This is a genomic window from Candidatus Zixiibacteriota bacterium (assembly GCA_014728145.1).
In the GTDB taxonomy this organism is placed as follows: domain Bacteria; phylum Zixibacteria; class MSB-5A5; order JAABVY01; family JAABVY01; genus WJMC01.
Genome location: WJMC01000150.1, coordinates 1 through 23,728 on the forward strand (window position 1 = coordinate 1; position 23,728 = coordinate 23,728).

Consider the following 23,728-nt stretch of genomic DNA (forward strand, 5'->3'; position numbering starts at 1 on the left):
AATCAGCTCCGCCATCAGCAGTCCGACCCCGGGCGCGTGCATAAAGCCATGACCGGAAAACCCGTTGGCACACAGGAAGCCCTCGACTTCGGGCACCTTGCCGAGGATAGCATGGTGGTCCGGTGTGGTCTCGTACAATCCAGCCCAGCTGGTGGCGATTCCGGCCTCTTCCAGGATGGGAATGCGGTCCAGCGCTCTCATCAGGATTTCATCGGTATATTCCGGATCCAGCGACTGGTCGTAGCCGGGCGGGGTGTCTTTGTCGGCCCAGCCCAAAAGCAATCCTCCGGATTCCTTGTGACAGTACAGGCCACTGGCGATATCCACCACCATCGGGAATGAGTCGGGTAACCATGACAGAGGTGATGTTGTTGAGATTTGACGTTTGTATGGTTTGACAGGTATTTCAATTCCAGCCATCCGGCCGATTTTTTCGGCTTCAGGTCCGGCGCAGTTGATTACCAACGGGGTGGAGATAGTACCCCGGGAGGTTTCCACGCTGGTGATCTTTCCGCTTTCAGTTTTAATTCCGGTAGCCTCAACCTCCTCCAGGATATCCACACCCATCCTGCGGGAAGCGTTGACATAGCCCTGGGTAAAAACATGCGGATCACCGATGCCGTCTTTTTTGCAGAATGTTCCGCCGATAACATCATCGGTACGGACATTGGTCAAAAGATCTTTGATATCTTCACGTTCGAGCCACTCGACCGGCGCCCCGACGCTCTGTTGCAGTTTCAAATTTTGCTGGAAGACCTCTGTGTCCTCGTCGGTGGTAACCAGAAACAGGTATCCGACCTGGTCGAAGATACCTTCCTCACCGGTGTCCTCGGTAAAGCGTTCGAACAAATCCTCGGACAGAAGGCTGATTTTGACATTGATTTCAGATGAAAACTGGGCCCGGATTCCGCCTGCGCATTTTGCGGTCGCGCCGGCTCCGAGAAATTTCTCTTTTTCGAGGATACAGATGTCCTTCATGCCCAGTTTGGAGAGATGAAAGGCGATTGACGCGCCGATAATCCCGCCCCCGATGATAACACATTCTGCGCTGTTTCGCACTACACTAACCTCGCTTTCTTAGCCAAGAAAGTAATAAAGCACTGTAAGCTCAAAAGTCAAGCTAATTTGGGTATGTAAAAGCGTAGTTAAGAACTGTCTGGACGGTTAAGATTCGATCAGTAGAAAGCCCGATCTCTGTATCTAATGCGTAAGAAACAAAAAGTAAAAGCAGGCATCATGACGATGCCTGCCCCAAAATTTTGACCCTGGATGTGATTACTTCTTCTGGTTGATTGAAACCTTAAAGGTCGTTTTGGTCGGATTGAACTGGACTTTACCCTCACGAGCCAGCCATCCGAGAGCCAGGTAAATCCTGTCGGATTTGGCTTTCAGAGTAGTCTGAAGGTTGCGCGGTGAACGCGGGCCTTTGGTTTCCAGCTCATTCCAAATCTTACCAGCGATTGTGCCGATATCATGTTCCATCTTATCCTCCTGGAATGAGTTCCTTTATTTAGATAATAGATCGGCAGATTGACGATCTAATTTATATAAGTGACAATTACTATCCCGTATCAATTCTGTAATGTTTTTAGAAAAATGCAATTAAAAATATCGGCATCACCCGGAAAACTTTTCGATTTCCGACTGGATAATCTCCAGGTTTCGGTCGGGTGTAGTGACCGGAATAGAGCAGTCCGGACCGAGCATAAACGGATTCTCCTTTGAAAAGGCGTAATAGTCCGAAACCATTTTACGCAGTTCGTCCTCGCTGCCATCCTGCAACAGCCCCTTGCGTTCGACTCCGCCCAGTACCACTTTGTCCGGCAACATCTTGGCGCCTTGCGGAGCATCCGGATTGGAGCTTTCGTTAATATCCCAGTTGACAATCCGGATCGGGTAATCGGTGAACATAGACAGCATGTTGTGATGAGAGCAGACATGGAGTATGTTCAACCGGGTCATCGGGATAATTTCCTCCAGAAGCATCAGGTCGTACTTGCGTCCAAACTGCCGATATTCATCTTCGGTAATCAGAGCAGTCGAAGCCCACTGGGTGGTGGCGAAAAAGATACCGTCGATCCCTTTTTTCATGATCTCTTTAATAAAATCAATGAATGTCAACGTGATATTTTCGAGCGCTTGATGAAGCGCGTCGGGATTACTGCGGATCTGGTCGACCAGAAACGGATCGTCCTTGACCAGGTCGCCGGCGATCGAGATCGGGTTGAAGACGGTCATGACGATTGGGAGATCGTTTGCTGAAGCTTTCCTGATTATCTCGACCGCGTCGATATGTTCTTTCAGGACAGTCGCTTCGGTCGGTTTGAGACGGTAAATCTTGTCCCAGTCAGAACTCTTTTCAACAGCGAAAGCGAGCCTTTCGGGTTTGTCTTCGGGTTTGCCTGTATACTTGTATTTGTTTCCCCAGTCCTCCAGGTGATAGGAGGCGCGCGGATTGATTTTCATGAAATCCCAGTCGTACTTGTCCTGAAATTTGAGCATCGCGCTGGAAAGCTGTTCGGCGGTCGATTCGCTGTCGTAAAAATGACGCCAAAAGCTGACCGGCATCCGATCCGGTTTGTGGCCGTTGAGTACTGCTTCAATTCGTTCTCTGTGATTCATTTCTCTCCCCTTAATCTGTCTGATCCACAACCGTTTAACAGTTATTATATTGCAAATTCCAAACAGATGTTCCATCGGGGTAATATATTCCTTCCCAAAAATCAAGCGAAAAATCTGTGTTAATAAAGTTCTAACCACTCGCGGTTCGACGGAATGCCGGTAAATCACCGAAAATAGTGGCTTTGTAGAGATTTTGAACGGATTAAAACAGGGGTATTGAATTTTGCCATACCTGCCCGATAATTTAAGTGAGAAAGGGAGTATCAAGAGGTGAATAAAGCCAAGATCCTGGTAGTCGACGATGAAGATTCCATGCGGGATTTCATGTCGATTATGCTCTCCAAAGAGGGCTACGATGTGATTCAGGCGGCCTCCGGGCCGGAAGCGCTGGATTTTATCCAGAAGAGCAGTCCCGATGTGGTCATTACGGATATGATGATGCCGGAGATGAGCGGTCTGGAGCTTCTGACACAGGCCCGCCAGTATGAGAACAGCCCCTCGTTTATCGTGATGACCGCTTTTGCGTCGGTCGATTCCGCTATCGAGGCGATGAAAAAGGGCGCGTATGATTATATCACCAAACCTTTTAAGGTGGATGAGGTGAAGCTGGCTGTTAAAAAGCTTCTGGAAAAAGAAACGATCTCGAAAGAGAATACAAGCCTCAAGCAGGAGCTCTCCAAAAAATTCTCCCTGGACAACTTCATCGGGCAGGACCCGAAGATCGTGCGCATGAAAGAGATCGTCCAGAAACTGGCCAAATCCGAGAGCACCGCCCTGATCCTGGGTGAAAGCGGTACCGGCAAGGATTTGGTGGCCAACGCGGTTCACTACCACTCCAACCGGGTCGGCAAACCGTTTATCACACTAAACTGCGCCGCTATCCCGGATACCCTGCTGGAAAGCGAACTGTTCGGCTACAAGAAAGGCGCGTTCACCGGCGCATACAAAGACAAAGATGGTGTCTTCAAAGCGGCCGACAGCGGGACTTTGTTCTTAGATGAGGTCGGAAATACATCCCTGGCGATCCAGATGAAGCTCTTGCGGGTACTGGATGACCAGGAGATCATGCCGGTCGGTTCGACCGAAAAAATGAAAGTCAATGTGCGCCTGATCGCGGCCACCAATGCTAATTTAGAAGAAGAGGTGAAGGCTGGCAATTTCCGCGAGGACCTGTATTATCGCCTGAATGTTTTCACCGTCCAGATTCCGCCCCTGCGCGAACGGCGCGAGGATATCGCGCTTCTGGTGGATCATTTCAACCGGTTTTACTGCGCCAAAATGGGTGTGGAGGAGAAGACGATTTCGCCCGACACGCTCAAGGTGCTGTTGTCCTATGACTGGCCGGGCAATGTGCGCGAGCTGGAGAATACGATCGAACGGGCGCTGGTGGTATCGACCGGACCCCTGATCAATTCCGAGGACCTGCCGGAAAAAGTTCGGGGTGGTTCTATGGTCAAGGAGATGGCTGAATCCTCGGTGGCCGACAGCGGACAGGCCAGGGATGCTTCACCTACTCTGGAATCGGTGGAAAAGGCTTATATCTTCTGGGTCCTGAATCAGACCGGATGGAACAAGACCAAGACCGCCAAAACCCTCGGGATCGACGCTTCTACGTTATACCGCAAAATCGACCGCTACGGTTTGAAGAAGGTTCAGTAAGGCAGATTGCTTCGTCACTGTGCTCTTCGCCATGATATGGATACGCGAATCATCATTACGACCGAGTTCCAATCTGTGATTGAGAACGAGCGGAGACATCTCAATCATAGGATTTCTCCATGTCAGGTCACAGGTTTCCGACAAAGTCGTCAATTCAGGACCTGCCATAACGAAGCGAGAGATCCTCACGTCGTTTTCGATCGCTGATCGAAACTCCTCAGCATGACGACAGCGTGCGGTCAGGTATCTTTCCGGACCGAAAACAAATCAAAGTCTTGTCATTACGACCGAGGAATCTGGCAATTAATCGAAGTCGCAAAAGCTAAAACCCGCCCAGACGTTTGCCGGCTAAGAGATGGATATGCAGATGAAATATTATTTGACCGCCACCGCGTCCGTTGTTGATGATCATCCGAAAACCGCTTTCATCGATTTCCAGCTGTTTGGCAACCTTTCTGATCACGTCCTGCAACATCGGCAGAACCTCGGGCGGAGTTTTCAGAAATGTGCTGTAATGCTCTTTGGGGCAGACTAAAAGATGAATCGGCGCGGAGGGATTGATATCCTTGAAGACGATCGCTTCCTCATCCTCATAGATGATATCGGCCGGCTCTTGCCTGCCGGCTATTTTACAGAAAATACAATCGGGTGACATTTGTGACCTCCATGTTTCCGGTATTATATCAAAGCGGAAAATGATTGCAAGCATATACCGAACATAACCACCAGAGAAGTTTATTGTTTCGGTAGCGTTGCTTTGGGATAAGTCGAAAAATCATAAGGAATTGCCAAATAGTGCTTGACAGGTATAGATTTACGCATTAATTGTGAAAATATTCACAACGGGTTGCGCTCGAAGGACTGTTTGTGTATATTACCCGTTTAAAATGCGAAGTAACAGACCAAGTTTAACCCTAAATTCCTGGACAAGGAGGAACGATGGCAGGTTTGAAGGAAAAATTTGCCGCCAAGATCCCCGTATGGGGTGAGGAAATAAAAAAGATCCTGAAGGAAAAAGGTGACGTCAAGATTTCCGACGTCAACGTCCAGCAGGCTTATGGCGGTATGCGTGGTGTCAAGGGCATGATCTGTGATACCTCGGTTGTGGAACCCGACAAGGGCTTGATAATCCGCGGAACCCCGATTCTTGAGCTGACCGATAAGCTTCCGGAAGAGATCTTCTTTCTGCTTCTGACCGGCGATATGCCGACTGATGACGATGTCAAGGATCTGCGCGAAGAGTATAAGAAACGTGCCGAAGTGCCCCAGTATGTCTGGGATGTGCTCAAGGCCATGCCCAAGACCTCGCATCCGATGGCGATGTTCGACACCGCTGTCCTGGTGATGGAGAACGAGTCGATCTTCCGCAAGAGATATGCCGAAGGTCTTTCCAAGAGCGAGTACTGGGATGCTGTCTATGAAGACGGACTGAATCTTCTGGCCAAACTGCCGGAAATCGGTGCCGGTGTTTATCGTATTCGTTACGACAAGGGCGACCTGATCAAGCCCGATCCGAAACTCAGCTGGGGCGCCAATTTCGCCCACATGATGGGTATCGACGATGATACTTTCTACAAGGGCATGGAACTCTATTTCACCCTGCATTGCGACCATGAGGGCGGTAACGTTTCGGCCTTCAGTTGCCACACGATTGCTTCAGCTTTGTCCGATCCGTATTATTCGGTTTCGGGCGGTCTGAATGGTCTGGCCGGTCCTCTGCATGGCCTGGCTAACCAGGAATGCCTGAAGTGGGTACTGGCCCTGATGGAATCCGTCGGCAACCGTGCGCCTTCCAATGATGAGGTCAAGGACTATGCCTGGAAGACCCTCAATTCCGGAAGTGTCATCCCCGGTTATGGTCATGCTGTTCTGCGTGTAACCGACCCGCGTTTCACCGCTTTTGTCGAATTCGGCAAAAAGCACCTGCCGGATTCACCCGTACTGAACACCGTGGCCACCGTTTTTGACGTGGTTCCGGATGTGCTCAAGGAGCATGGTAAGGCCAAGAACCCGTGGCCGAACGTCGACGCCGGTTCTGGTGCTATCCTGCATCACTACGGCATCACCGAGTTCGAGTATTACACAGTGCTGTTCTCGATTTCTCGTGCTATGGGTATGATCTCACAGCAGATCATCAACCGCGCCATGATGATTCCGATCACCCGTCCGAAATCGGTCTCGACCGAATGGGTCAAGGAACAGACCGGTCTCTAAAGCGACGATTGATATTTTCAATATAAAGCGCCTCATTTACGAGGCGCTTTTTTTTGGGGACTTTGGTAGCTTGTGTGAATGTGGAATGGTGGCCCATACACGGTGTTTTGCAAGGTTGGGTTTCTGTTGTGATCATGATTTAAGAACAAATGCAACTGTTAGATACTCACGATAAATCGAGGGCCACTTGCCACTGGACTCTTGATGAGATCATAAACTTTGCACGGCAAACAAACTTTCTGCCGGCAATGTATGCTGTGGTGCGCAGAGTTCAGACAATTTTCCCGCTAAAACAGTTATGTTCCATTCAATTATTCCGATATAGAACAATAGAAGATACCGTCAGGAGAGATTCCTGACGGCAGGTGACTGTGTGGCTCATACTCTTTGGAGGAGGGTCTCATTGGTTTGACAGTGGCAGATGACGGCACGTGACTGGCAGGACCTTCATTGTCATTGCGAAAAGTGAAACGACGAAGCAATCTCTATTGCTTCGAATAAAACTGAGATTGCCACGCTCCCTTCAGTCGCTCGCAATGACGGGAAGACTACGGGAGTGGATAGACGTCAGGTCACAATTCAGATCTAAAGTCTGAATCAAGACCTGACATAACGAAGAAACGCTCAGGATTGTAGGTCAGGCGCCCTGAGTACCTGACAATGTCAGGTTGGCAAGCAACCAGACCTACTGGTCTTCGGTAAAAAAAGAATGTGTGTAGCAGGAATATATAAGCAAGGAGGCGAAGTATGGGGCTGGAGACAGGCTGTGTAATTGCAGTCTTTATAGTCAGCTCGCTTATCGTCGCAATCAATGTCCGCAGCGATAGGCATAGAGATTCGGGAAAAGGTATAATCAGCCAGCTTTCCCGTACACTGACAGCGATCAGTTTGACCGGACTGGCCGCGCTGGTGGCCCTGATCGGACCTGTCGATTGCCGGACTGCCGATCAGGTGACAGATGCGGGTGAATACTCTCCCGTTGAGATGAGTTCTCTGACCACGTTCGAGGAGCTGGTGGCCGGATGGAACTATCAGCTCCGGCCGGCGTCCTATGGCAACCCGGCTAACTCGTACCGCGATTATATGAACGAGACAGAACTGGTCGGATTAATCGAGATGTACAAGACGGCTCTTCAGGATGAAGACTTTACCGAACAACCGCGCAACTACCTGGTGACAGTGGTCAACCTGGGACGGGCTTACAGCGATTTAGCGGTGTTTCAGGATCGGGCCGGCAACCTGGATGTTGCCCGCTGGATTTTCAACGAAACCGCGCGTTCGATTGTGGATGCCGAATTCCCGGCCGAGTACAGCGAAATCCAGTATCATCTGGGCCGTATCTATCTTTTACAGTCGGAACTCTCCAGCCGGGGTGAGAACCTGTTCAAGTCGATTATCGCCTTTGAACGTGCGCTTGACTGGCGCAAGCAGAATCCGTATTCGCTCGACTACGGCCTGGCGCTGGCAAATCTGGGAATTGCCTATGCCGACCTGGCGCAGATCTACAACCGCCAGGGAAACCTGGAATATGCACGCGGAGCGTATCGTCAGGCGATGAATGTCCTGACTCCGCAGAGGTATCCGACTTACTATGAGATCCTGGATAATTTGATGAAGGAGACCGAGCATTACCTTGCCGGCGACCTCTAAAACCGGAAAACTCCTTTCGCTATAAAATGCCCTGCTTCGGCGGGGTATTTTTATGCGGTCAAGGCAGTTTCGAAAAAAGCGGTGTTATTTTACAGCGAATATGTCCGAAATAATAAAATATCTGAAAAGATGGTTGACAGATATAAAATATGACGTATTTTATTTAATTGGAAATATATGTGTAACAGCCGGTTTACGGCATAACCCTGAGAGAGGAGTTGATATATTTGATAGGCGTTCGAGTACGGGATGATGAATCATTCGAAAAAGCTCTGAGACGTTTCAACAAATTCTGCGAAAAGAACGGAATTCTGTCGGACATCAAAAAGCACCAGCATTTCGAGAAACCCTCGGATCGGCGTAAGCGCAAAATCAACGCGGCCAAGCGCAAAAATCGCCGCAGGGATCGCTGATATAGAATCAATCTTTCATTGACATGAGTATTTCTGAACAGATCGATACCGATATAAAAGGGGCCATGAAAGCGCGCGAAAAGGTGAAACTGTCCTGTTTGCGCAATTTCAAATCAGCTCTCAGGTATCGTGAAATCGAGAAGAAAGAAAAATTAACGGAGGCGGAGGAAATTGAAGTCCTCTCCTCCGTGGCCAAAAAACTGCGCGACACGATCGAGCAGGCCCGTCAGGGAGGCCGGGAAGACCTGGCACAGGAAAGCCAGGTCGAGCTTGACCTGGTAAAGACCTACCTTCCGGAGCAAATGGACGAGGCCGAAATCGAGAAGCTGGCGCGCGAGGCCATAGACAAGACCGGTGCGGAGGGGCCTCAGGGTATCGGTCAGGTTATGAAGGAGCTGATGCCGCAGGTCAAGGGCAAAGCCGACGGCGCTGTCGTCAAGGCCGTTGTGCTGAGGCTTTTGAGCGGTTGAGTTTTACATTACGAAGTCAATTTTAGCAGGGAGGCTGTGTATGAATTGGCTCGACTTCGCCCTCATCGGGGGGCTTCTGATCACGCTCATTCTGGGCGCCAAGGTCGGTCTTGTGCGTTCCACGATGAGATTCATCGCGCTTGCCGCGGGAGTTATTATCACCACCAACAACAGCGATATCATTGCAGTCGAAGTGGCGCGCCATATCGATGCTTCGCCGATGGTCATCGCATTGATCAGTTTCGTCATCCTTTTGGCGGTCCTGTACGGAATCTTCCGGCTGGTGGTGATGGTTTTTTACAAAGTCTCCAAACTGCAGTCACTGGGCAGGGTCGACAAGATCGGCGGCGGCCTGATGGGCGCGGTACGGGGATGGGTCTTCTTCGGGTTTATTTTCTTTCTGGTCACGCTTCTGCCAATGCCGGATGCGTTTTTCCGAATGATCGACACTTCGGTTTTGACGAAGCCGATGATGAAGAGCATTCCGATTCTCTACGAAGGGACCCATATGCTTCATCCATCCAACCGCAGTTTCGTGGACAAAGTCGAAACATCACTGGAAGAAACCAACAAAGTCCGGTTTGAATTGCGCGGTGATTCAGAGTATTCAATCGACCGTCACGATGCCAAGGAAAAGGTTTCGCAGACGATGGATACGCTCAGGCGTTATTTTGGTCCGATTACATTTGAGGGCTGAGTTCAGTCCGCATTGTCGGGCATTTCGCGCACCATTTCCTGGAGCTGATTGTAATACTTCTGCTCCAGTTCATCGTCGCCGCTTTTCTGCGCTTCGGTGATTTTCGCCTTGAGCCAGGCAAGACGTTCGTGGAAGTTAAACCGCCTCAAACGTTCGATCAGGTCGGCCAGGTGGCGTTCTGACCCGCCTCCGCCGGTTTCAAGGCTGGCCGCTTTTGTGATCAGGTGTTGTTTTTTGGGGTCATCGGTTTGATTTATCAGGCCGGCAGTATCCACCCCGCCGCTGTCTTCATAGGTTTGAAGGATCATTTCGTAAATTTCCCGCAGTGTATCATCGCTGATTAATTCCGGATCTAAGTCATCACGCGCCATCTGCAACAGGTCAGGATTTTCCAGAAATACGGAGATCAACTCCAACTGTAACTGATCCGAGAAATTTTCTCTTTTACGGGTTTCATCGGCTTCTTGCGGTCGAGTTTTATGCGGGGTTTTCCGCAGATCGCTTTTAAGCGTGTTCAATTCGATATCGAAGACTTCGGCGATCTCCTTGAGAAACAGTTCGCGCCGTATGCTCGAATCGGACTTTGATGCCAGCCGGGTCAGCTCCTGCAGGATGACCGATTTCTGGTGCGGGGAGAGGCTGTCGTAGCCAGGTTGAATGCTATCGTAGATGAAACGGGGGTAACTGAGCGCGTTATCTATCAGCACTTTCATCTTTTCGGCTCCTTCGGCTTTGATAAATGAATCGGGATCCTGTCCTTTTGGGAGCAGTACCACTCGAAAATCGAGTTCAGCGGCCATCAGGTGAGGCGCGCATCTTTTGGCGGCGGTCATGCCGGCCTGGTCGGAATCGAACAGCATCACCGCCTGCCTGGCATAGCGGGCAATCAGGCGGGCATGATCGAACGTGAAGGCTGTGCCGGAGGAGGCGACTACATTTTCGATCCCGGCCTGGTAGAGAGCCAGGTAATCCATGTAGCCTTCGACCAGTATGCAGGTCTCTGTGTCGCGGATGGGCGCACGCGAAAAATTAAGTCCGTACAGCACCTTGCTCTTGTTGTAGAGTTCCGTTTCCGGCGAATTGAGGTATTTGGCACGGTCTTCTTTTGAGAGAGCGCGTCCGCCGAAAGCTATGGTCTTGCCGGTCAGGTTCATGATGGGAACCATCAGCCGGCGCCGGAAGCGATCGTAGGCTCCCCTGGAGTCCTCGCGTTTTACCGCCAGGCCGGCTTTCACCAGGTCATCCTCGGAAAGGTCAAGTGAACGAGCATGTTTCAGCAGGGCGTCCCATGAGTTCGGAGCAAATCCGAGCTGGAATTTATTTATAATTTCCTCGCTCAGACGGCGGACCTGCTTCAGGTAGTGCAGGACCTTGTGGCCGTCCCCTGTTTCCCAGAGCTGTTTGACGAAGAATTTGCGGGCTGTCTGGTTGGCAAAAAAGAGTCCTTCGTAACGGGAGCGTTCAGCCGGAGACAGTTTCCGTTCCGGGAGTTGTATGCCGGAGCGTTGGGCTAAAAAACGGACGGCTTCCGGAAATGACAGCTTTTCGTACTCCATCAGGAAGGTAAGCACGTTGCCTCCCTTACCGCATCCGAAACAATGGTAAATCTGCTTAGCTTCCGAAACCGCAAACGAGGGGGTCTTTTCGTTGTGGAAGGGGCAATTACACCACCAGTTGGTTCCGCGCTTTTTGAGCTTCAGAAAATCCGAGAGGACCTCGACTATATCAGAAGCCTGCTTGACCTGTTCGATGAGATGTTCGGGAAAATAGTCGCTCATCCTGAAAATATAGTTTTTCTGCAATCTGATGTCAACGAAGCTAAAATAATTGATTTTTATAATAAAAAATTATAGATATAGAGAGCTTATGGTATCTCTGGAGAAATATCGCAGAACAGCGAAGATCGGCCGCTACAAGCTCAGCTACCTGCAGAAGGGCCGGGGCAAACCGCTTGTGTTTTTACACGGTTTTCTGGGTTCCTCATATTCGTTCCGCCATGTGTTCGAGGAACTATCGCTGAAAAACAAGCTGATAGTGCCGGATTTGCCCGGATGCGGTCAGTCCAGCAAACCACCCCGTCTGGATTATATGGTCGGGACGCAGATGTCAATCGTAATGCGCCTGCTCGAACAGCTAAAGCTAAAAGAAGTAATTATCGGCGGAGTTTCCACAGGTGGCGCGGTGGCCCTCAATTTTGCGCTCGAGTATCCGCGGATGCTCAAAAAACTGATACTTGTCGATTCTTTCGGGCTTAAATTCCAGGGAAGGGAACGCAGGACGTTGTTCGGTATTAAACTCTCCGGCGATATCTACGCTCATCTCTCGGATCCGGAGCAACTGGCCAAAGTCTACCAGAGGCAGTTTAATCAGAAACATCGTCCCACACCTGAAGACCGGGAGATGTTTACACAACAGAGTCAGCACAAGAATGTGATCGAGTGCGCGGCAAAAATGCTCAACTCCAACCGGATGTTCGAGGTCTTCGGTATCCAGAGAATCGAGACTCCGACTTTGGTGGTTTGGGGCGAACGGGATAAGATCCTGCCTAAGAATATGGCCGAACGCTATGTGCGTGTGCTTCCCGATGCGCGCTACGTGATGATCCCGGAAGCGGGTCATCTTCCGCACGAGGAAAGCCCGGAAGATTTCCTGACGGTTGTGCGTGGATTCATCGAGGATTCGATTCCCTCCAATACCTGATTTCAAGTCTTTTCTTAAATTCATTGACTTCAACATTATCCGGTTCTATTATTCCCTTCTATGGTTGAGCGATACGGGAAACTGGCGGTTGAATGCCTGACAGTCGGTATGCTGGAGGTGAATTGTTACCTCGTCTATCATACCGGATCAAAAGCCGGAATAGTAGTCGATCCGGGCGAAGAGGGCGAGCGGATACTCTCCCGTGTGAAGCAGGCGGATCTCAAAATCGAGACGATTGTACTGACCCATGGCCACGGCGACCATATCGGCGCGGTCGATTACCTGCGCAAGAATCTTCCGGCCAAAGTGGCTATCGGCAGTGAGGATGTCCCGATGCTTTCTGATCCGGCTCAAAATCTTTCGTTAGAATTGGGTTTGGCCATAAATACCGATTCACCGGAAATCGTATTATCAGAAGGCGATCAAGTAGAAGTGGGCGATATCGCCCTTGAGGTGGTCCATACTCCGGGTCATACCGCCGGCGGGATCAGCCTGGTCGGCGAGGGATTCGTGATCGGGGGCGATCTGGTGTTTGCCGGTTCTATCGGGAGGGTTGACCTGCCGGGAGGTGATTACGGCACGATTTTGAGTTCGATCAAAGAAAAGATATTACCGCTCGGCGATGAGTACGTGATCTTTCCCGGCCATGGGCCGGCTACCTCGGTCGCGCAGGAAAAACTGTTCAATCCGTTTTTGATGGGAGAGAGATAATGGAGTTCAATCATCCGGTCGGTGATTATCATGTCCACCCGGACTATTCCTTCGATGCCACAGGTAGCATGCGTGAATATTGTGAAAAAGCGATCGAGCTCGGCCTGTCCGAGATCGTGTTCGTGCCCCATGCCGAAGACCATCCCCAAAACGGCGAGTCAAATATTCTCAAGGTGGACGGCCACAGGCGTCCCGTAGACAGCGAAGGGCTCAAGCGTTACCGCGATGATTTGTATGATCTCGTGGAAGGCGATGATCCGGTTCCGATAATGGTACGTTGCGGTGTGGAGCTCGGTTTCTATCCGGGAGTCAAGGATTCTTTTCTGCACATGATCGAGGATATGCATTTTGAATATGTGCTGTGCGGGATTCATTATGTCGACGGTTGCATCATCTCATCTGAAAAAAAGATGAAGGAACTGCTGTCTAAAAACTCTCCTGAGCAGTTTATCGAAAAATACTACAAAATCATCCAAAAGGCCTGCCAGATCGATTTTCTGGATTGCCTGGCGCATATCGATGTTTACCGCCGGCTGGGAATGAAGATGTTTCCGGAGCAGGCTTCGCGGATCGATTACGAGGTGATCGACGAGACCATGGAACATCTCGTGAAGTACGGCCTGCCGGTCGAGGTCAACACTTCCGGTATGCGTCATGGGATCGGTGACTGGTATCCGTCCAAACCGCTTTTGACTCGTATGCGCCAGGCAGGCGTCTTGATCGGCGGGCTGGGAAGCGACTCCCACCATCCGGACCACCTGGCGACAGATTTTGAGATGGCTCACCTGCTGGTGCATGAGACCTTTCCGGAGATCTACGAGGATTGAGTGTAGTCCGCCTCCACAGGGATTTTTATCTGCGTCCCACTCTCGATGTGGCCCGAGAACTATTGGGCAAAGTTTTCGTTTACAGGGATGAACAGCTTTTGTCCGGCCGTATTGTCGAGGTCGAGGCCTATATCGGTCAGGATGATCCAGCCTGCCATGCGCGTTTCGGCAGGACCGCCCGTAATGCCGTAATGTTCGGACAGGGCGGATTCACGTATGTATACTTTATCTATGGAATGTACGATATGCTTAATTTCGTATGCGAAAGAGAAGGTTTCCCGGCCGCCTGCCTGGTCCGGGCGCTTGAACCGCTGGAGGGAATCGAACTCATGAAGAAAAGGCGGGGTACCGACGATATCGTCAGGCTGACCAGCGGACCGGGTAAGCTGACCCGGGCTTTCGGATTGACGGTTGCGCAGTCGGGTCTTGATCTGGTTTCCGACGGGATCTATGTTGCCGACGACGGTTTTGTGCCGGATAAGATCGGGCAGTCACCCCGGATCGGTATCAAAACGGGGCTCGATTTAAAGTGGCGCTTTTTTATCGAGGGCAATAAATTTGTGTCGAAAGTTAAAACTGTACAGACCAGTGATGGTTAAATATCTTGGGTGAGTTATGTTTGATCTGGAAAGAGCACTGCTTTCAATACCTATCTTTTTGCTGGCGTTGACGGTTCATGAGTTCGCTCATGGCTACGCCGCATATCGTTTGGGCGACCGGACGGCATTCAATGCCGGGCGACTGACATTCAATCCCCTGGCGCATATAGACCCGATGGGCGCGCTGGTGTTCGTCCTGTCCGGGTTCAGGTTCGGGTGGGCCAAACCGGTTCCGGTCGACCTGCGCAATGTCGGTGACCTTAAACGGGGGATGCTCCAGACCGCCGCCGCGGGACCGGCCTCGAATGTATTGCAGGCTTTCATCTTTGGCACTATAATCCGATTCGCCGGCTATCCGATATACATCCTGGCTTCTCCCGAAAATGATGTCGCTACTGTTATCGGTAAGCTGATGTGGTATGGTGTGCTGGTCAACCTCAGCCTCGGATTTTTCAATATGTTGCCGGTACCTCCGCTGGACGGTTCCAAGATCCTGTATGGGCTCCTTCCGAGGGGCAAAGAACGGATCGCCCTGCAACTTGAGCAGGTCGGGCCGATGCTTTTGATCGGTTTGATAGCGGTCAGTTTCTTTTTGCATATACCAATTATATGGACTTTGATCGGACCTTTTGTCAAGATCTTCGTCTACCTGTTTACGGGACAGTCGTTGCCGTGGTAAGAACCTGCGCCATAGCCCTGATTATCGTAGTGAGTTCATTTGTTTTTCAGTGCGCCGGTAGCAGGCAGTTGACGAAATCCGAGATGGATGATTTAGAATCAGATTTCTATGAGCTTCTACAAGCCCGTGAAAGGCAATTGAAGAACTCGGCTTATCTGGTGCAGGTGCGGGTCAACGCTCCCGATTTAAAGAAAAAATTCAACATGGAAATCTATTCCGAAGGTGATTCGGTCTCATTTTATTCTCCCGGTTTTTTGGGCAAGGGGACTTTCAAGGGAATTATCAGCGGAGATTCACTGCGTTTCTATTTGCCGGCAGAAAAAGCATATTACAGCGGATTGTGGTACGAGCTGACAGAACCCGATCTGGGGCGCTGGCGCGATGTCTTCGAATTAGTCCTGTATCTCTTGAGCGGAAAAATGGTTCCGCCCGGGGAGGAGAATTCGGCCGAGCTTCCCTACAGGCTCGAGCCTGCCGATGAGCGCAACCTTCTCGAGGGCACGACCGGCAACTGGAAATGGAAGTTTTTGTTCGACGGCGACAGGTTCGACATGGCCGTCTTTGGCTGGATCAAGGATCTTCTGATGGTCAATTTTCATATTTACAATTACAGCGATCAGGTCCCGTTTTTTGAGTTCGAAAAAGCCTATATTTTTTACAGCGACCGTCTTCAGTTGACCGGACAAAACAGCGATCAAGCGGTCGAAAGTGAGATCAGGCTGACCTTTATCCGCCAGAAATCCAACATCGAAATACCTCCCGAAAAATTCGAGCTGGAGATTCCCTCAGGCGCCGAGAAGATCTACCGTCTTCTGCCGGAATGAGCTTGTTGTTGACAAAGCAGAGCGTGATTAGTTAAATTAAATCCCATCAGGCCAGGCATGACCTGGTTTTTTTGATTTTTGAGGTGTAGGATGTCGCTTTATCGACGGGTAATAGATTATCTTCTTCCGTACTGGAAGCATATCCTGCTTTCGGCCTTCAGCATGTTCTTCTTCGCCCTTTTGTCAGGCGCGCTGGTGTGGCTGATGGGGCCCTTGATGAGCACCCTGTTCGAGACCGGCAATTATGCCATGGTGTCCGGGGAGGCTGTCCCGGCCGACACAGCATCGGGCACCTCAGGTGATCTCAGCGAAGGGCAGAAGATTGCCAGCGGATTCGACAGTCTGCGTGAACGGATGAAGGAATTCGTCAATTCGCTGATCATCGCCGACAGTAAACTCGATACCCTGGCCAACCTGTGTGTCGCGGTAGTTTTGATCGCGCTTTTCAAAAGCCTGTTTTTCTATACCCAGGGTTATTTTATGGCCTATGCCGAACAGCGCTTCATTCGCAACCTGCGGGTAGACCTGTTCAGCAGGTACCAGAAGCTGTCATTGAATTACTTTCACGGCACCCGGACCGGGCAATTGATCAGCCATGTCACCAACGATGTCAATATCGTGCGCGAATCTCTGGACCAGTCGTTTAACCGGATCACTCGCGATCCGCTTCTGGCAGTGATCTATATCGGGTTCATGTTCGTGATCAGCTACAAGTTGCTGTTGATCTCGATTCTGGTACTGCCTCTGACTTTCACCGTCATGTTTTTGATCGGGCGGACACTGAGGCGGTATTCGCGTGTGGCGCAGGAGCGGATGGCCGATGTCAACACTGTGCTGGAGGAGAATGTCTCGAATATGCGCATCGTCAAGGGCTTTAACACCGACAGTTACGAGATCGGTAAATTTGCCCGTCAGGCCGATGACTACTTTCGCACACTATTGAAAATTTCGCGTGTACGGCTTCTGTCCAATCCGACTAACGAGCTTTTAGGGACCCTGGCGACGGTCGTGATCCTCTGGTTCGGCGGGCAGAAGGTTTTAGCCGGGAGCGGGCTCTCCGCCTCGGATTTCGTGCTGTTTGCTTTTGCCATGTTTTCCCTGATCGCGCCGGTCAAATCGCTTTCCAATTTGCATATCAAGATACAGGAGGGGATGGCGGCCGCGGAGCGGATCTTCCGGGTGATCGATACGCCGATCGAGGTCAAAGAGGCCGATGACGCAGTAGAAAAGGATTCTTTCGAAGACAGGATCGTTTTTGAAAATGTCTCTTTCTCCTATGAAAACACTCCGGACGTTTTGAAAGATATCGATTTCACGGTCAAAAAAGGTGAGTTGATCGCGATCGTGGGACCTTCGGGTGCCGGCAAATCGACCCTTTGTGATTTGATACCGCGTTTCTACGATCCGAGTTCGGGACGAATAGTGATGGACGGGATCGATCTGCGCAAAATCAAGCTGAAATCTCTGCGTTCTCTTCTGGGTATTGTCACTCAGGAGACGATGTTGTTCAACGATACGATTTACAATAACGTCACTTACGGCCTCGACGATATTAACCGCAAAAAAGTCGAAGATGCCTGCCGGATCGCCAATGCCTATGATTTTATCACCGCCTTCGACAAGGGCTTCGACACTCCCATCGGCAACAAAGGGGTGATGCTCTCCGGGGGACAGCGCCAGAGGCTGGCTATCGCGCGGGCAGTGCTTCGCGACCCGGATATCCTGATCTTTGACGAAGCGACATCATCGCTGGATACCGAATCGGAGCAGTTGGTGCAGGAGGCTATCGACCGTCTGTTAAAAGGCCGGACGACGTTTGTGATCGCCCACCGCCTGTCGACGATTTTGAATGCCGACAAGATCCTGGTTGTCGAAAATGGTAGCCTGGTAGAGAGCGGAACTCATCGGGAACTGCTCGCCAGCCAGGGGCTGTATCGCAGGTTGTACAAACTGCAGTTTAAAGCAGAGGTCTCGCATGGGGCTTGATACCTCCACATCCTCAGGTAAATTCCTTAAAGGAATCGAGACAGGCTTTAAGAGACTGGCATTTCAAATCTTTCGATTGAGCGGAAAGATTAAAAAAGCCGAGGGTGAATTCGAACCGGATAAAATCAAAAAAGTCCTCTTCATCGCCCATTTCAAGCTGGGTGACATGATCGTATCGCTTCCGGTTTATCACAATCTCAGAAAACAGTATCCAGATTTACAGATCGATGTCCTGTGCAGTCGAGGCAACCGTGAGATCATCAAAAATGATCCAAATATAGATAATATTCATGTCTACAATAAAAAACCGCTCAAGGATAAAAAGATCATGGCCCGCTTGAAACGGGAAAGTTACGATTGCGTGGTCGATTTGTTATTCGGCGATTCTGTCACGGCCCTGATTCAGACCGCCCTGATCGCGGGAAGCGCATTTAAGCTGGCGGTTGGAAAGCGGAAGTATTCCCGTCATTATGATCTGGCGACGGCGGCCGAGGATCGGCCACAGCCGGTGATCGACCGCACCGCCCGGGTCCTTAAGCTGTTTACTGTCGAACCGCAGAAGGCTGATCTCCGACCGAAAATATATCTTTCTGATGACGAAAGACGTGCGAGCGCAGAGTTTGTATCCGAGATGAGGTCAAAGTACGATACGGTCGTATGCATCAACCTCTCGGCCGGACGGCCCGCCCGCACCTGGCCATTGAGCAAATACGTATTGCTTCTGAAAATCCTTCATGCCGATTATCCCGATACCGGCTTTGTGCTGAACTATGCTCCCGATGAATATGAAAAGGCCGTGCGCGTGACCGAACTCGATCTGAAGCGGATTCATCCGCTACCGCGCGGGCTTAAATTCATGGAGGTCGCAGGTTTTTTGAGCCGGGTGGACTACTTCATTTCACCCGACACTTCACTGCATCATATTGCCGCCGCTTTCGATATACCCTCGATCATTTTCTTCTCCGGCAACGACGACAACTTCACGATCTGGCAACCCTACAACCGATGTATTCATCCATTGCGCTCGAGTGACTATTACGAGGTCGCTCCGATAATGCCGGAACAGGTAGCTCTCGAATACGAGAGGCTGATATCCACTCATCCAGCGGAGAAGACTCAATGAGTTCCAGGCGCTTGTCTGTGGCGATGATTGCCCGCAATGCTGAAAAGCAGATCGAGGCTTCGCTGAAGTCGGTCGATTGGGCTGAGGAGCTGTGTGTGGCCGACACCGGATCAGCGGACAATACCAAAGATACAGCTGAAAGGTGCGGGGCCAGGGTTGCAAGTATAAGTTTCGAGGGCTTCGGGTTTGCAAAACAGAAAGCTGTGGAGATGACATCTCATGACTGGGTGCTGTCGCTCGATTCGGATGAGGTGGTAACCTCGGGCTTAAAACGTGGCCTGCGAGGCTTCCTGACGAATCCCGCCGGTTATGACGGAGTTGAGTTTGTGAGGGTGACGAATTTCTGCGGTCACTGGATTCTGCACGGCGGATGGTATCCGGAGTACGTCTTGAGGCTGTTCGACAAGCGCAAGGCGAACTACAACGACAAACTGATTCATGAGTCTGTCGGTCCTGTTGAAAAAATCAAACGGGTCGAGGGGCATTTACTGCATTTCAGCTATCCTGATCTGAAATCGTACCTGGCCAAGCTGAAAGAATACTCCCGCCTGAAAGCCGAAGCTGATCGGGAGGTTGCTTTTTTGAAGAAATTTTTGTTTTTATTCATCAAACCGGGATTGGTGTTTGTGAAGAAATTTATCTTCCAGAAAGGCTTTGCCGACGGCCTGCCCGGATTGTGGATCGCCTGCCTGTCGGCTTACGGTCAGGTGTTGAGGTATCTCTATGGTCTCACGCAAAGATTCTGAATTGAAAGTCGCGATAGCCGACCTGGGAAAGGGTTTTCGTGGCGGGCAGAGGCAGGCCTGCAACCTGGCCTGCGGTCTCAAGGACAGGGATATCAGTGTGCGTGTGATCGGCTATCCCGATGGCCGGCTGATAAACAAGTGCCGGGAGATGGGGATAGTAACTTATCCGGCCTCCTATGATGCTCTCACGCTGGTGTTCGATGCCTACCGGATCGCCTGCGATTTAAAACATGCCGGGGTCAATGTCTACCAGGCTTCGGAAACAAAGGCGCATATGCTGGGAGTGATGATCAAGAAGTTCTATCATCAACTGAAAGTAGTGGTCACCTCGCGCACCTGCCTGACGAATCCGAGCCTGTTGTCGAAATGGTTCAAGTATCGCACGCTGGCAATAGACCGCTATGTGGCGGTCTGCCGGGCAGTAAAGGATCATCTGAAAAAAGTCGGGGTCGATGACGAGAAGATCGAGGTGATTTATTCCGGTTTTGTGCCCGGTTACTTCAATCCCTGCGAACGGGAAAAAAGAGACCTGTTCGTGGTCGGAACCGCCTGCCAGTTGATGGAGGGCAAGGGGGTGGAAGTTATTCTTAAAGCACTCGGCCACGCGCGACAGAAGCTCGGAAAATTCGAATTTCGTGTCGCCGGAAACGGTCCCCTGAAGGATAAATTTGAGTCGATGGCAGGGGAATACGGTATCTCTGACAATGTCAGATTTCTTGGATTTGTCGAGGATATGGCTGATTTCTACCGTTTCCTGGATGTCTTTGTGCTGGCCTCATTTTCCGAGGGGATCGCCGGATCCTTGATTGAAGCGGGATCATGCGGAGCGGTTCCGGTCGGTTCGCGTGTGGGCGGAATCCCGGAAGTGATCGACGACGGCCAAAACGGTTTCACATTCGAGGCCGGTGATTCTGAACAACTGGCTGATGTCTTGATAAAGCTTGCGGGTGACACAGATCTGCGGGAGCGGATGAGTCAGGGGTTTATGCGCAAAAAAGAGATCTTCAACATGGAACGGACGCTTGATGATTACCTCACTTTGTATCAAAAGCTGTTGTCACAATAAAAGAACACCATTTATGAGATGACTGGTATGCGGGATATGCCTTCCATTATGCTGCTCGACCTCGGTCGTGAATTCAGGGGCGGGCAACGTCAGACCCTCGCGCTTGCCGAAGGGCTCATGAGCAGAAACTGCAACGTGATTCTGGCCTGCCGCGGGGATGCGCCTCTCCGGGAACGTGCCTGTTCACGGGGCGTCCCGCTTTTCGAGACCAGATACAGCCTGGCCGGAATATTTCCCGAGGCATTGAGCCTGGTCAATCGAGTCGAGGAAGGCGCAATCGATATTTTACACGCTTCAGACTCCCACAGCCATACGCTGGCGGTCATTGTCAAACGGATGACCGCAGGCCTTAATCTGGTGGTAACCGCGCGCACAGTGTTTTCATCGTCAGGATGGTTCTCCCGGCGTTTCAAATATGGCGGTGGCGGTGTCGATCGTTTCGTGGCGATCAGCAGGGCGGTTAAAAACAATCTGGTTTCGCGCGGAGCCGGGCATGAAAAAATAGAGATAATTCCGAGCTGTATTGACCGCGCGATTTTCAATCAAAATGGCAGAACGGAAACCGACAGGTTTACAATCGGGACGGCTTGCGCATTGGAAAAAAACAAGGGAGTCGGGCAGATTCTGAAATCTCTGAAACTGCTGAATAAAGTTAAGACTGACTGGATGTGCAGAATCGCCGGCACAGGTCCCGATCGGGAGATACTCGCAAAGCAGGCATCCTCATCGGGGTTTGCTGACAAGGTGGAGTTCTGCGGATTTGTCGACGATATGCCGGGTTTCTACCGGGGGCTGGATGCGTATATACTGGCTTCCCGCTCGGAAGGACTGGGCTCATCACTCATTGAAGCCGGGGCCTGCGGGGCTGTGCCGGTCGGTGCCGATGTCGGCGGAGTGAGCGAGGTTATCGACGACGGCATAGATGGCTACTTGTTTGAATATTCAGATGTCGGCCGGCTGTCGCAGATATTGTATAATCTATCGGATAACAGAGATGAGCGAAAAAAGATGCTCTCCCGGTTTGAAAACAAACTCGAAAAGTTCGATATTAATATTATGGTATCGAGCTATCTCGATCTGTATCAGAAACTGACACGGGGTTTTAACTATGGCCGGTGATAAAGTCAGCGAAAAATCTTCAGGATACATGAATCTCGATGAATTCATGGAGGCTGTGAAAAAGCACAATCCCTCGCCGGATGAAAAGCTTTTAAGCAAAGCTTACCAATGCGCCGAGGAGGCGCACCGGGAGCAACGGCGTGCCTCCGGTGAATCATATTTCGTCCACTCGATCAGTGTGGCTCTGATTTTGGCCGCCCAGCATATGGATTCGATCACCCTGGCTGCCGGATTGTTGCATGATGTGGTGGAAGATACGGATGTGAGCTTAAGTGATGTTCGAGCTAAGTTCGGAGGTGAAGTTGCTGAACTCGTGGACGGGATGACCCGCATATCATCGTATCAGGCCAAGACCTCAATTGAGACACGGGCGGAGTATTTTCGAAAGATGCTGTTGTCGATGGCCAAGGATATCCGCGTGATTTTGATCAAGCTGGCCGATCGCCTTCACAATATGCGCACGCTTCAATACCTGCCCGAACCTCGTCGCAAAAAGATCGCCAATGAGACCTATGAAGTCTATGCCCCCATCGCTCATCGTTTGGGTATGGCGCAGGTCAAGCGCGAGCTGGAAGACCTGTCATTGAAGTATATCGCGCCGGAAAGATATCGTTTTATCCGCCAGCAGATCAATGAAACCCAGGTGGCGCAGGAATCGTTTATAAAAAATATCACAAGTCCGCTCGAAAAAGAACTTGCCGAAAACGGGATCGATGCCAACGTCTATGGACGTATGAAGAGTATCGATTCAATCTCGCGCAAGATGCAACAGAAAGAACGCACCTTCGACGAGATCTACGACCTGTTCGCGATCAGGGTTATCGTTTCTTCCGTGCAGGATTGCTACCACGCGCTCGGCATTGTTCACATGAGATATACCCCGGTGGGCGGTTTTGATGACTATATCGCCAAGCCCAAGCAGAACGGTTACCAGTCCCTTCATACCAACGTAATCGGTCCGCGGGGTCATGTGATCGAGATCCAGATCCGCACCCGGGATATGCATGAACGTGCGGAATCCGGAATCGCCTCGCACTGGCTCTATAAAGAGGGTAAACATGGTATCGAAGAGGCCGACAAGCGTCTCAACTGGTTACGCGAGGTACTCGACTGGCAGAAGGATATGACCAATCCGGAAGAGTTTCTGGAGTATCTCAAGATCGATCTCTATCATGACGAGGTATTCGTGTTTACACCCCGGGGCGAATTGAAACATCTGCCGGCCGGTTCGACAGTTCTTGATTTTGCCTTCGCCGTTCATACCGAGGTGGGGATGCGTTGCGCCGGATCGAAAGTCAATGGCCGCCTGGTTCCGCTTTCGACTGTTTTGCGCAGTGGCGATGAGGTCGAAATCATAACTGCTCCCAACAAGCAACCCAGCCGGGACTGGCTCAAGATGGTGCGCACATCCGGAGCGCGCTCCAAGATTCGCCGCTTTCTGAAAGCGCAGAATTTTGAGAGGAACCTGCAACTCGGAAAGGAAATGCTCGAAAGGCAGTTGAAGAAAGCTCATCTCGATCCTCCCGATGAGACCCAGCTTTTGCAGTGCGCCGATACCTTCGGATACAAGACTGTCGAGGCCCTGCTCGCGGGTATCGGCCAGGGTGATGCTTCGGTTGTCAC

General features: G+C 50.9%; 23 protein-coding genes. 18 read left to right on the plus strand and 5 right to left on the minus strand.

The window, feature by feature from the left end:
• The 3 genes from GF404_08980 to GF404_08990 all read right to left on the minus strand — a co-directional run.
• The coding region (locus GF404_08980; GenBank protein ID MBD3382316.1) for an FAD-dependent oxidoreductase at positions 1-1,059 on the minus strand (1,059 nt) is incomplete at its 3' end.
• 216 nt (positions 1,060-1,275) lie between these two features.
• The gene (locus GF404_08985; protein ID MBD3382317.1) at positions 1,276-1,482 is read right to left on the minus strand and encodes a hypothetical protein; all 207 of its coding nucleotides are present in this window, start codon (positions 1,480-1,482) and stop codon (positions 1,276-1,278) included.
• 135 nt (positions 1,483-1,617) lie between these two features.
• Positions 1,618-2,697 (minus strand): hypothetical protein, encoded by a 1,080-nt coding sequence (locus tag GF404_08990; GenBank protein MBD3382318.1) that lies wholly within the window; start codon positions 2,695-2,697, stop codon positions 1,618-1,620.
• A 195-nt stretch (positions 2,698-2,892) separates the two neighbouring features.
• Here GF404_08990 and GF404_08995 point away from each other — a divergent pair, with 195 nt between their 5' ends.
• Complete coding sequence (locus GF404_08995) at positions 2,893-4,281, plus strand: response regulator (protein ID MBD3382319.1); 1,389 nt, start codon at positions 2,893-2,895, stop codon at positions 4,279-4,281.
• Between the two features lie 322 nt (positions 4,282-4,603).
• Here GF404_08995 and GF404_09000 read toward each other — a convergent pair whose 3' ends face one another.
• Entirely contained in the window at positions 4,604-4,936 is a 333-nt protein-coding gene (locus tag GF404_09000) for an HIT domain-containing protein (protein ID MBD3382320.1), read from the minus strand.
• A 284-nt stretch (positions 4,937-5,220) separates the two neighbouring features.
• Between GF404_09000 and GF404_09005 the strand changes: the two genes are divergently transcribed.
• The 5 genes from GF404_09005 to GF404_09025 all read left to right on the plus strand — a co-directional run bounded on the left by GF404_09005 (position 5,221) and on the right by GF404_09025 (position 9,725).
• Positions 5,221-6,495, plus strand: a complete 1,275-nt coding sequence (locus tag GF404_09005; protein MBD3382321.1) for a citrate (Si)-synthase — start codon at positions 5,221-5,223, stop codon at positions 6,493-6,495.
• 747 nt (positions 6,496-7,242) lie between these two features.
• On the plus strand, positions 7,243-8,145 hold the full coding sequence (locus GF404_09010; GenBank protein MBD3382322.1) for a hypothetical protein: 903 nt from the start codon (positions 7,243-7,245) through the stop codon (positions 8,143-8,145).
• 227 nt (positions 8,146-8,372) lie between these two features.
• Positions 8,373-8,558: a 30S ribosomal protein S21 gene (gene rpsU, locus GF404_09015; GenBank protein ID MBD3382323.1), complete on the plus strand. Its 186-nt coding sequence runs from the start codon at positions 8,373-8,375 to the stop codon at positions 8,556-8,558.
• A 23-nt stretch (positions 8,559-8,581) separates the two neighbouring features.
• Positions 8,582-9,028, plus strand: a complete 447-nt coding sequence (locus GF404_09020) for a GatB/YqeY domain-containing protein (protein ID MBD3382324.1) — start codon at positions 8,582-8,584, stop codon at positions 9,026-9,028.
• A 40-nt stretch (positions 9,029-9,068) separates the two neighbouring features.
• Positions 9,069-9,725: a hypothetical protein gene (locus tag GF404_09025; GenBank protein ID MBD3382325.1), complete on the plus strand. Its 657-nt coding sequence runs from the start codon at positions 9,069-9,071 to the stop codon at positions 9,723-9,725.
• Between the two features lie 2 nt (positions 9,726-9,727).
• Here GF404_09025 and GF404_09030 read toward each other — a convergent pair whose 3' ends face one another.
• Positions 9,728-11,503, minus strand: coding sequence for a DNA primase (locus GF404_09030; GenBank protein ID MBD3382326.1), 1,776 nt, complete (start codon positions 11,501-11,503; stop codon positions 9,728-9,730).
• 88 nt (positions 11,504-11,591) lie between these two features.
• Between GF404_09030 and GF404_09035 the strand changes: the two genes are divergently transcribed.
• The 12 genes from GF404_09035 to GF404_09090 all read left to right on the plus strand — a co-directional run.
• A complete protein-coding gene (locus tag GF404_09035) occupies positions 11,592-12,425 on the plus strand; it encodes an alpha/beta fold hydrolase (GenBank protein ID MBD3382327.1) in 834 nt (277 codons plus the stop codon).
• Between the two features lie 60 nt (positions 12,426-12,485).
• Positions 12,486-13,136 carry an MBL fold metallo-hydrolase gene (locus tag GF404_09040; protein ID MBD3382328.1) on the plus strand — a complete coding sequence of 217 codons (651 nt, stop codon included), beginning with the start codon at positions 12,486-12,488 and terminating at the stop codon, positions 13,134-13,136.
• On the plus strand, positions 13,136-13,963 hold the full coding sequence (locus tag GF404_09045) for a histidinol-phosphatase HisJ family protein (protein ID MBD3382329.1): 828 nt from the start codon (positions 13,136-13,138) through the stop codon (positions 13,961-13,963). The genes GF404_09040 and GF404_09045 overlap by 1 nt, the downstream gene beginning before the upstream one ends.
• Positions 13,960-14,562 carry a DNA-3-methyladenine glycosylase gene (locus GF404_09050; GenBank protein ID MBD3382330.1) on the plus strand — a complete coding sequence of 201 codons (603 nt, stop codon included), beginning with the start codon at positions 13,960-13,962 and terminating at the stop codon, positions 14,560-14,562. The genes GF404_09045 and GF404_09050 overlap by 4 nt, the downstream gene beginning before the upstream one ends.
• 16 nt (positions 14,563-14,578) lie before the next feature.
• On the plus strand, positions 14,579-15,241 hold the full coding sequence (locus GF404_09055; GenBank protein ID MBD3382331.1) for a site-2 protease family protein: 663 nt from the start codon (positions 14,579-14,581) through the stop codon (positions 15,239-15,241).
• Positions 15,172-16,065 (plus strand): DUF4292 domain-containing protein, encoded by an 894-nt coding sequence (locus GF404_09060; protein ID MBD3382332.1) that lies wholly within the window; start codon positions 15,172-15,174, stop codon positions 16,063-16,065. The genes GF404_09055 and GF404_09060 overlap by 70 nt, the downstream gene beginning before the upstream one ends.
• 90 nt (positions 16,066-16,155) lie before the next feature.
• Positions 16,156-18,051, plus strand: coding sequence for an ATP-binding cassette domain-containing protein (locus GF404_09065; protein ID MBD3382333.1), 1,896 nt, complete (start codon positions 16,156-16,158; stop codon positions 18,049-18,051).
• Complete coding sequence (locus GF404_09070) at positions 18,041-19,174, plus strand: hypothetical protein (GenBank protein ID MBD3382334.1); 1,134 nt, start codon at positions 18,041-18,043, stop codon at positions 19,172-19,174. The genes GF404_09065 and GF404_09070 overlap by 11 nt, the downstream gene beginning before the upstream one ends.
• Positions 19,171-19,920 (plus strand): glycosyltransferase, encoded by a 750-nt coding sequence (locus GF404_09075; GenBank protein ID MBD3382335.1) that lies wholly within the window; start codon positions 19,171-19,173, stop codon positions 19,918-19,920. The genes GF404_09070 and GF404_09075 overlap by 4 nt, the downstream gene beginning before the upstream one ends.
• On the plus strand, positions 19,898-20,986 hold the full coding sequence (locus tag GF404_09080) for a glycosyltransferase (protein MBD3382336.1): 1,089 nt from the start codon (positions 19,898-19,900) through the stop codon (positions 20,984-20,986). Before GF404_09075 ends, GF404_09080 begins: the two co-directional genes overlap by 23 nt.
• 18 nt (positions 20,987-21,004) lie before the next feature.
• A complete protein-coding gene (locus GF404_09085; GenBank protein MBD3382337.1) occupies positions 21,005-22,105 on the plus strand; it encodes a glycosyltransferase in 1,101 nt (366 codons plus the stop codon).
• Positions 22,095-23,728, plus strand: a 1,634-nt coding sequence (locus GF404_09090) for a RelA/SpoT family protein (protein MBD3382338.1), incomplete at its 3' end; no start/stop codon positions are given. The genes GF404_09085 and GF404_09090, both read left to right, overlap by 11 nt.

Bases quoted from the DNA above. Each gene is read 5' to 3' on its own strand.
- GF404_08985 (MBD3382317.1), bottom strand. From the start codon at position 1,482: ATGGAACATGATATCGGCACAATCGCTGGTAAGATTTGGAATGAGCTG.
- GF404_08990 (MBD3382318.1), bottom strand. From the start codon at position 2,697: ATGGAACATCTGTTTGGAATTTGCAATATAATAACTGTTAAACGGTTG.
- GF404_09000 (MBD3382320.1), bottom strand. From the start codon at position 4,936: ATGTCACCCGATTGTATTTTCTGTAAAATAGCCGGCAGGCAAGAGCCG.
- GF404_09005 (MBD3382321.1), top strand. From the start codon at position 5,221: ATGGCAGGTTTGAAGGAAAAATTTGCCGCCAAGATCCCCGTATGGGGT.
- GF404_09010 (MBD3382322.1), top strand. From the start codon at position 7,243: ATGGGGCTGGAGACAGGCTGTGTAATTGCAGTCTTTATAGTCAGCTCG.
- GF404_09020 (MBD3382324.1), top strand. From the start codon at position 8,582: ATGAGTATTTCTGAACAGATCGATACCGATATAAAAGGGGCCATGAAA.
- GF404_09025 (MBD3382325.1), top strand. From the start codon at position 9,069: ATGAATTGGCTCGACTTCGCCCTCATCGGGGGGCTTCTGATCACGCTC.
- GF404_09030 (MBD3382326.1), bottom strand. From the start codon at position 11,503: ATGAGCGACTATTTTCCCGAACATCTCATCGAACAGGTCAAGCAGGCT.
- GF404_09035 (MBD3382327.1), top strand. From the start codon at position 11,592: ATGGTATCTCTGGAGAAATATCGCAGAACAGCGAAGATCGGCCGCTAC.
- GF404_09040 (MBD3382328.1), top strand. From the start codon at position 12,486: ATGGTTGAGCGATACGGGAAACTGGCGGTTGAATGCCTGACAGTCGGT.
- GF404_09045 (MBD3382329.1), top strand. From the start codon at position 13,136: ATGGAGTTCAATCATCCGGTCGGTGATTATCATGTCCACCCGGACTAT.
- GF404_09055 (MBD3382331.1), top strand. From the start codon at position 14,579: ATGTTTGATCTGGAAAGAGCACTGCTTTCAATACCTATCTTTTTGCTG.
- GF404_09060 (MBD3382332.1), top strand. From the start codon at position 15,172: ATGGACTTTGATCGGACCTTTTGTCAAGATCTTCGTCTACCTGTTTAC.
- GF404_09065 (MBD3382333.1), top strand. From the start codon at position 16,156: ATGTCGCTTTATCGACGGGTAATAGATTATCTTCTTCCGTACTGGAAG.
- GF404_09070 (MBD3382334.1), top strand. From the start codon at position 18,041: ATGGGGCTTGATACCTCCACATCCTCAGGTAAATTCCTTAAAGGAATC.
- GF404_09075 (MBD3382335.1), top strand. From the start codon at position 19,171: ATGAGTTCCAGGCGCTTGTCTGTGGCGATGATTGCCCGCAATGCTGAA.
- GF404_09080 (MBD3382336.1), top strand. From the start codon at position 19,898: ATGGTCTCACGCAAAGATTCTGAATTGAAAGTCGCGATAGCCGACCTG.
- GF404_09085 (MBD3382337.1), top strand. From the start codon at position 21,005: ATGACTGGTATGCGGGATATGCCTTCCATTATGCTGCTCGACCTCGGT.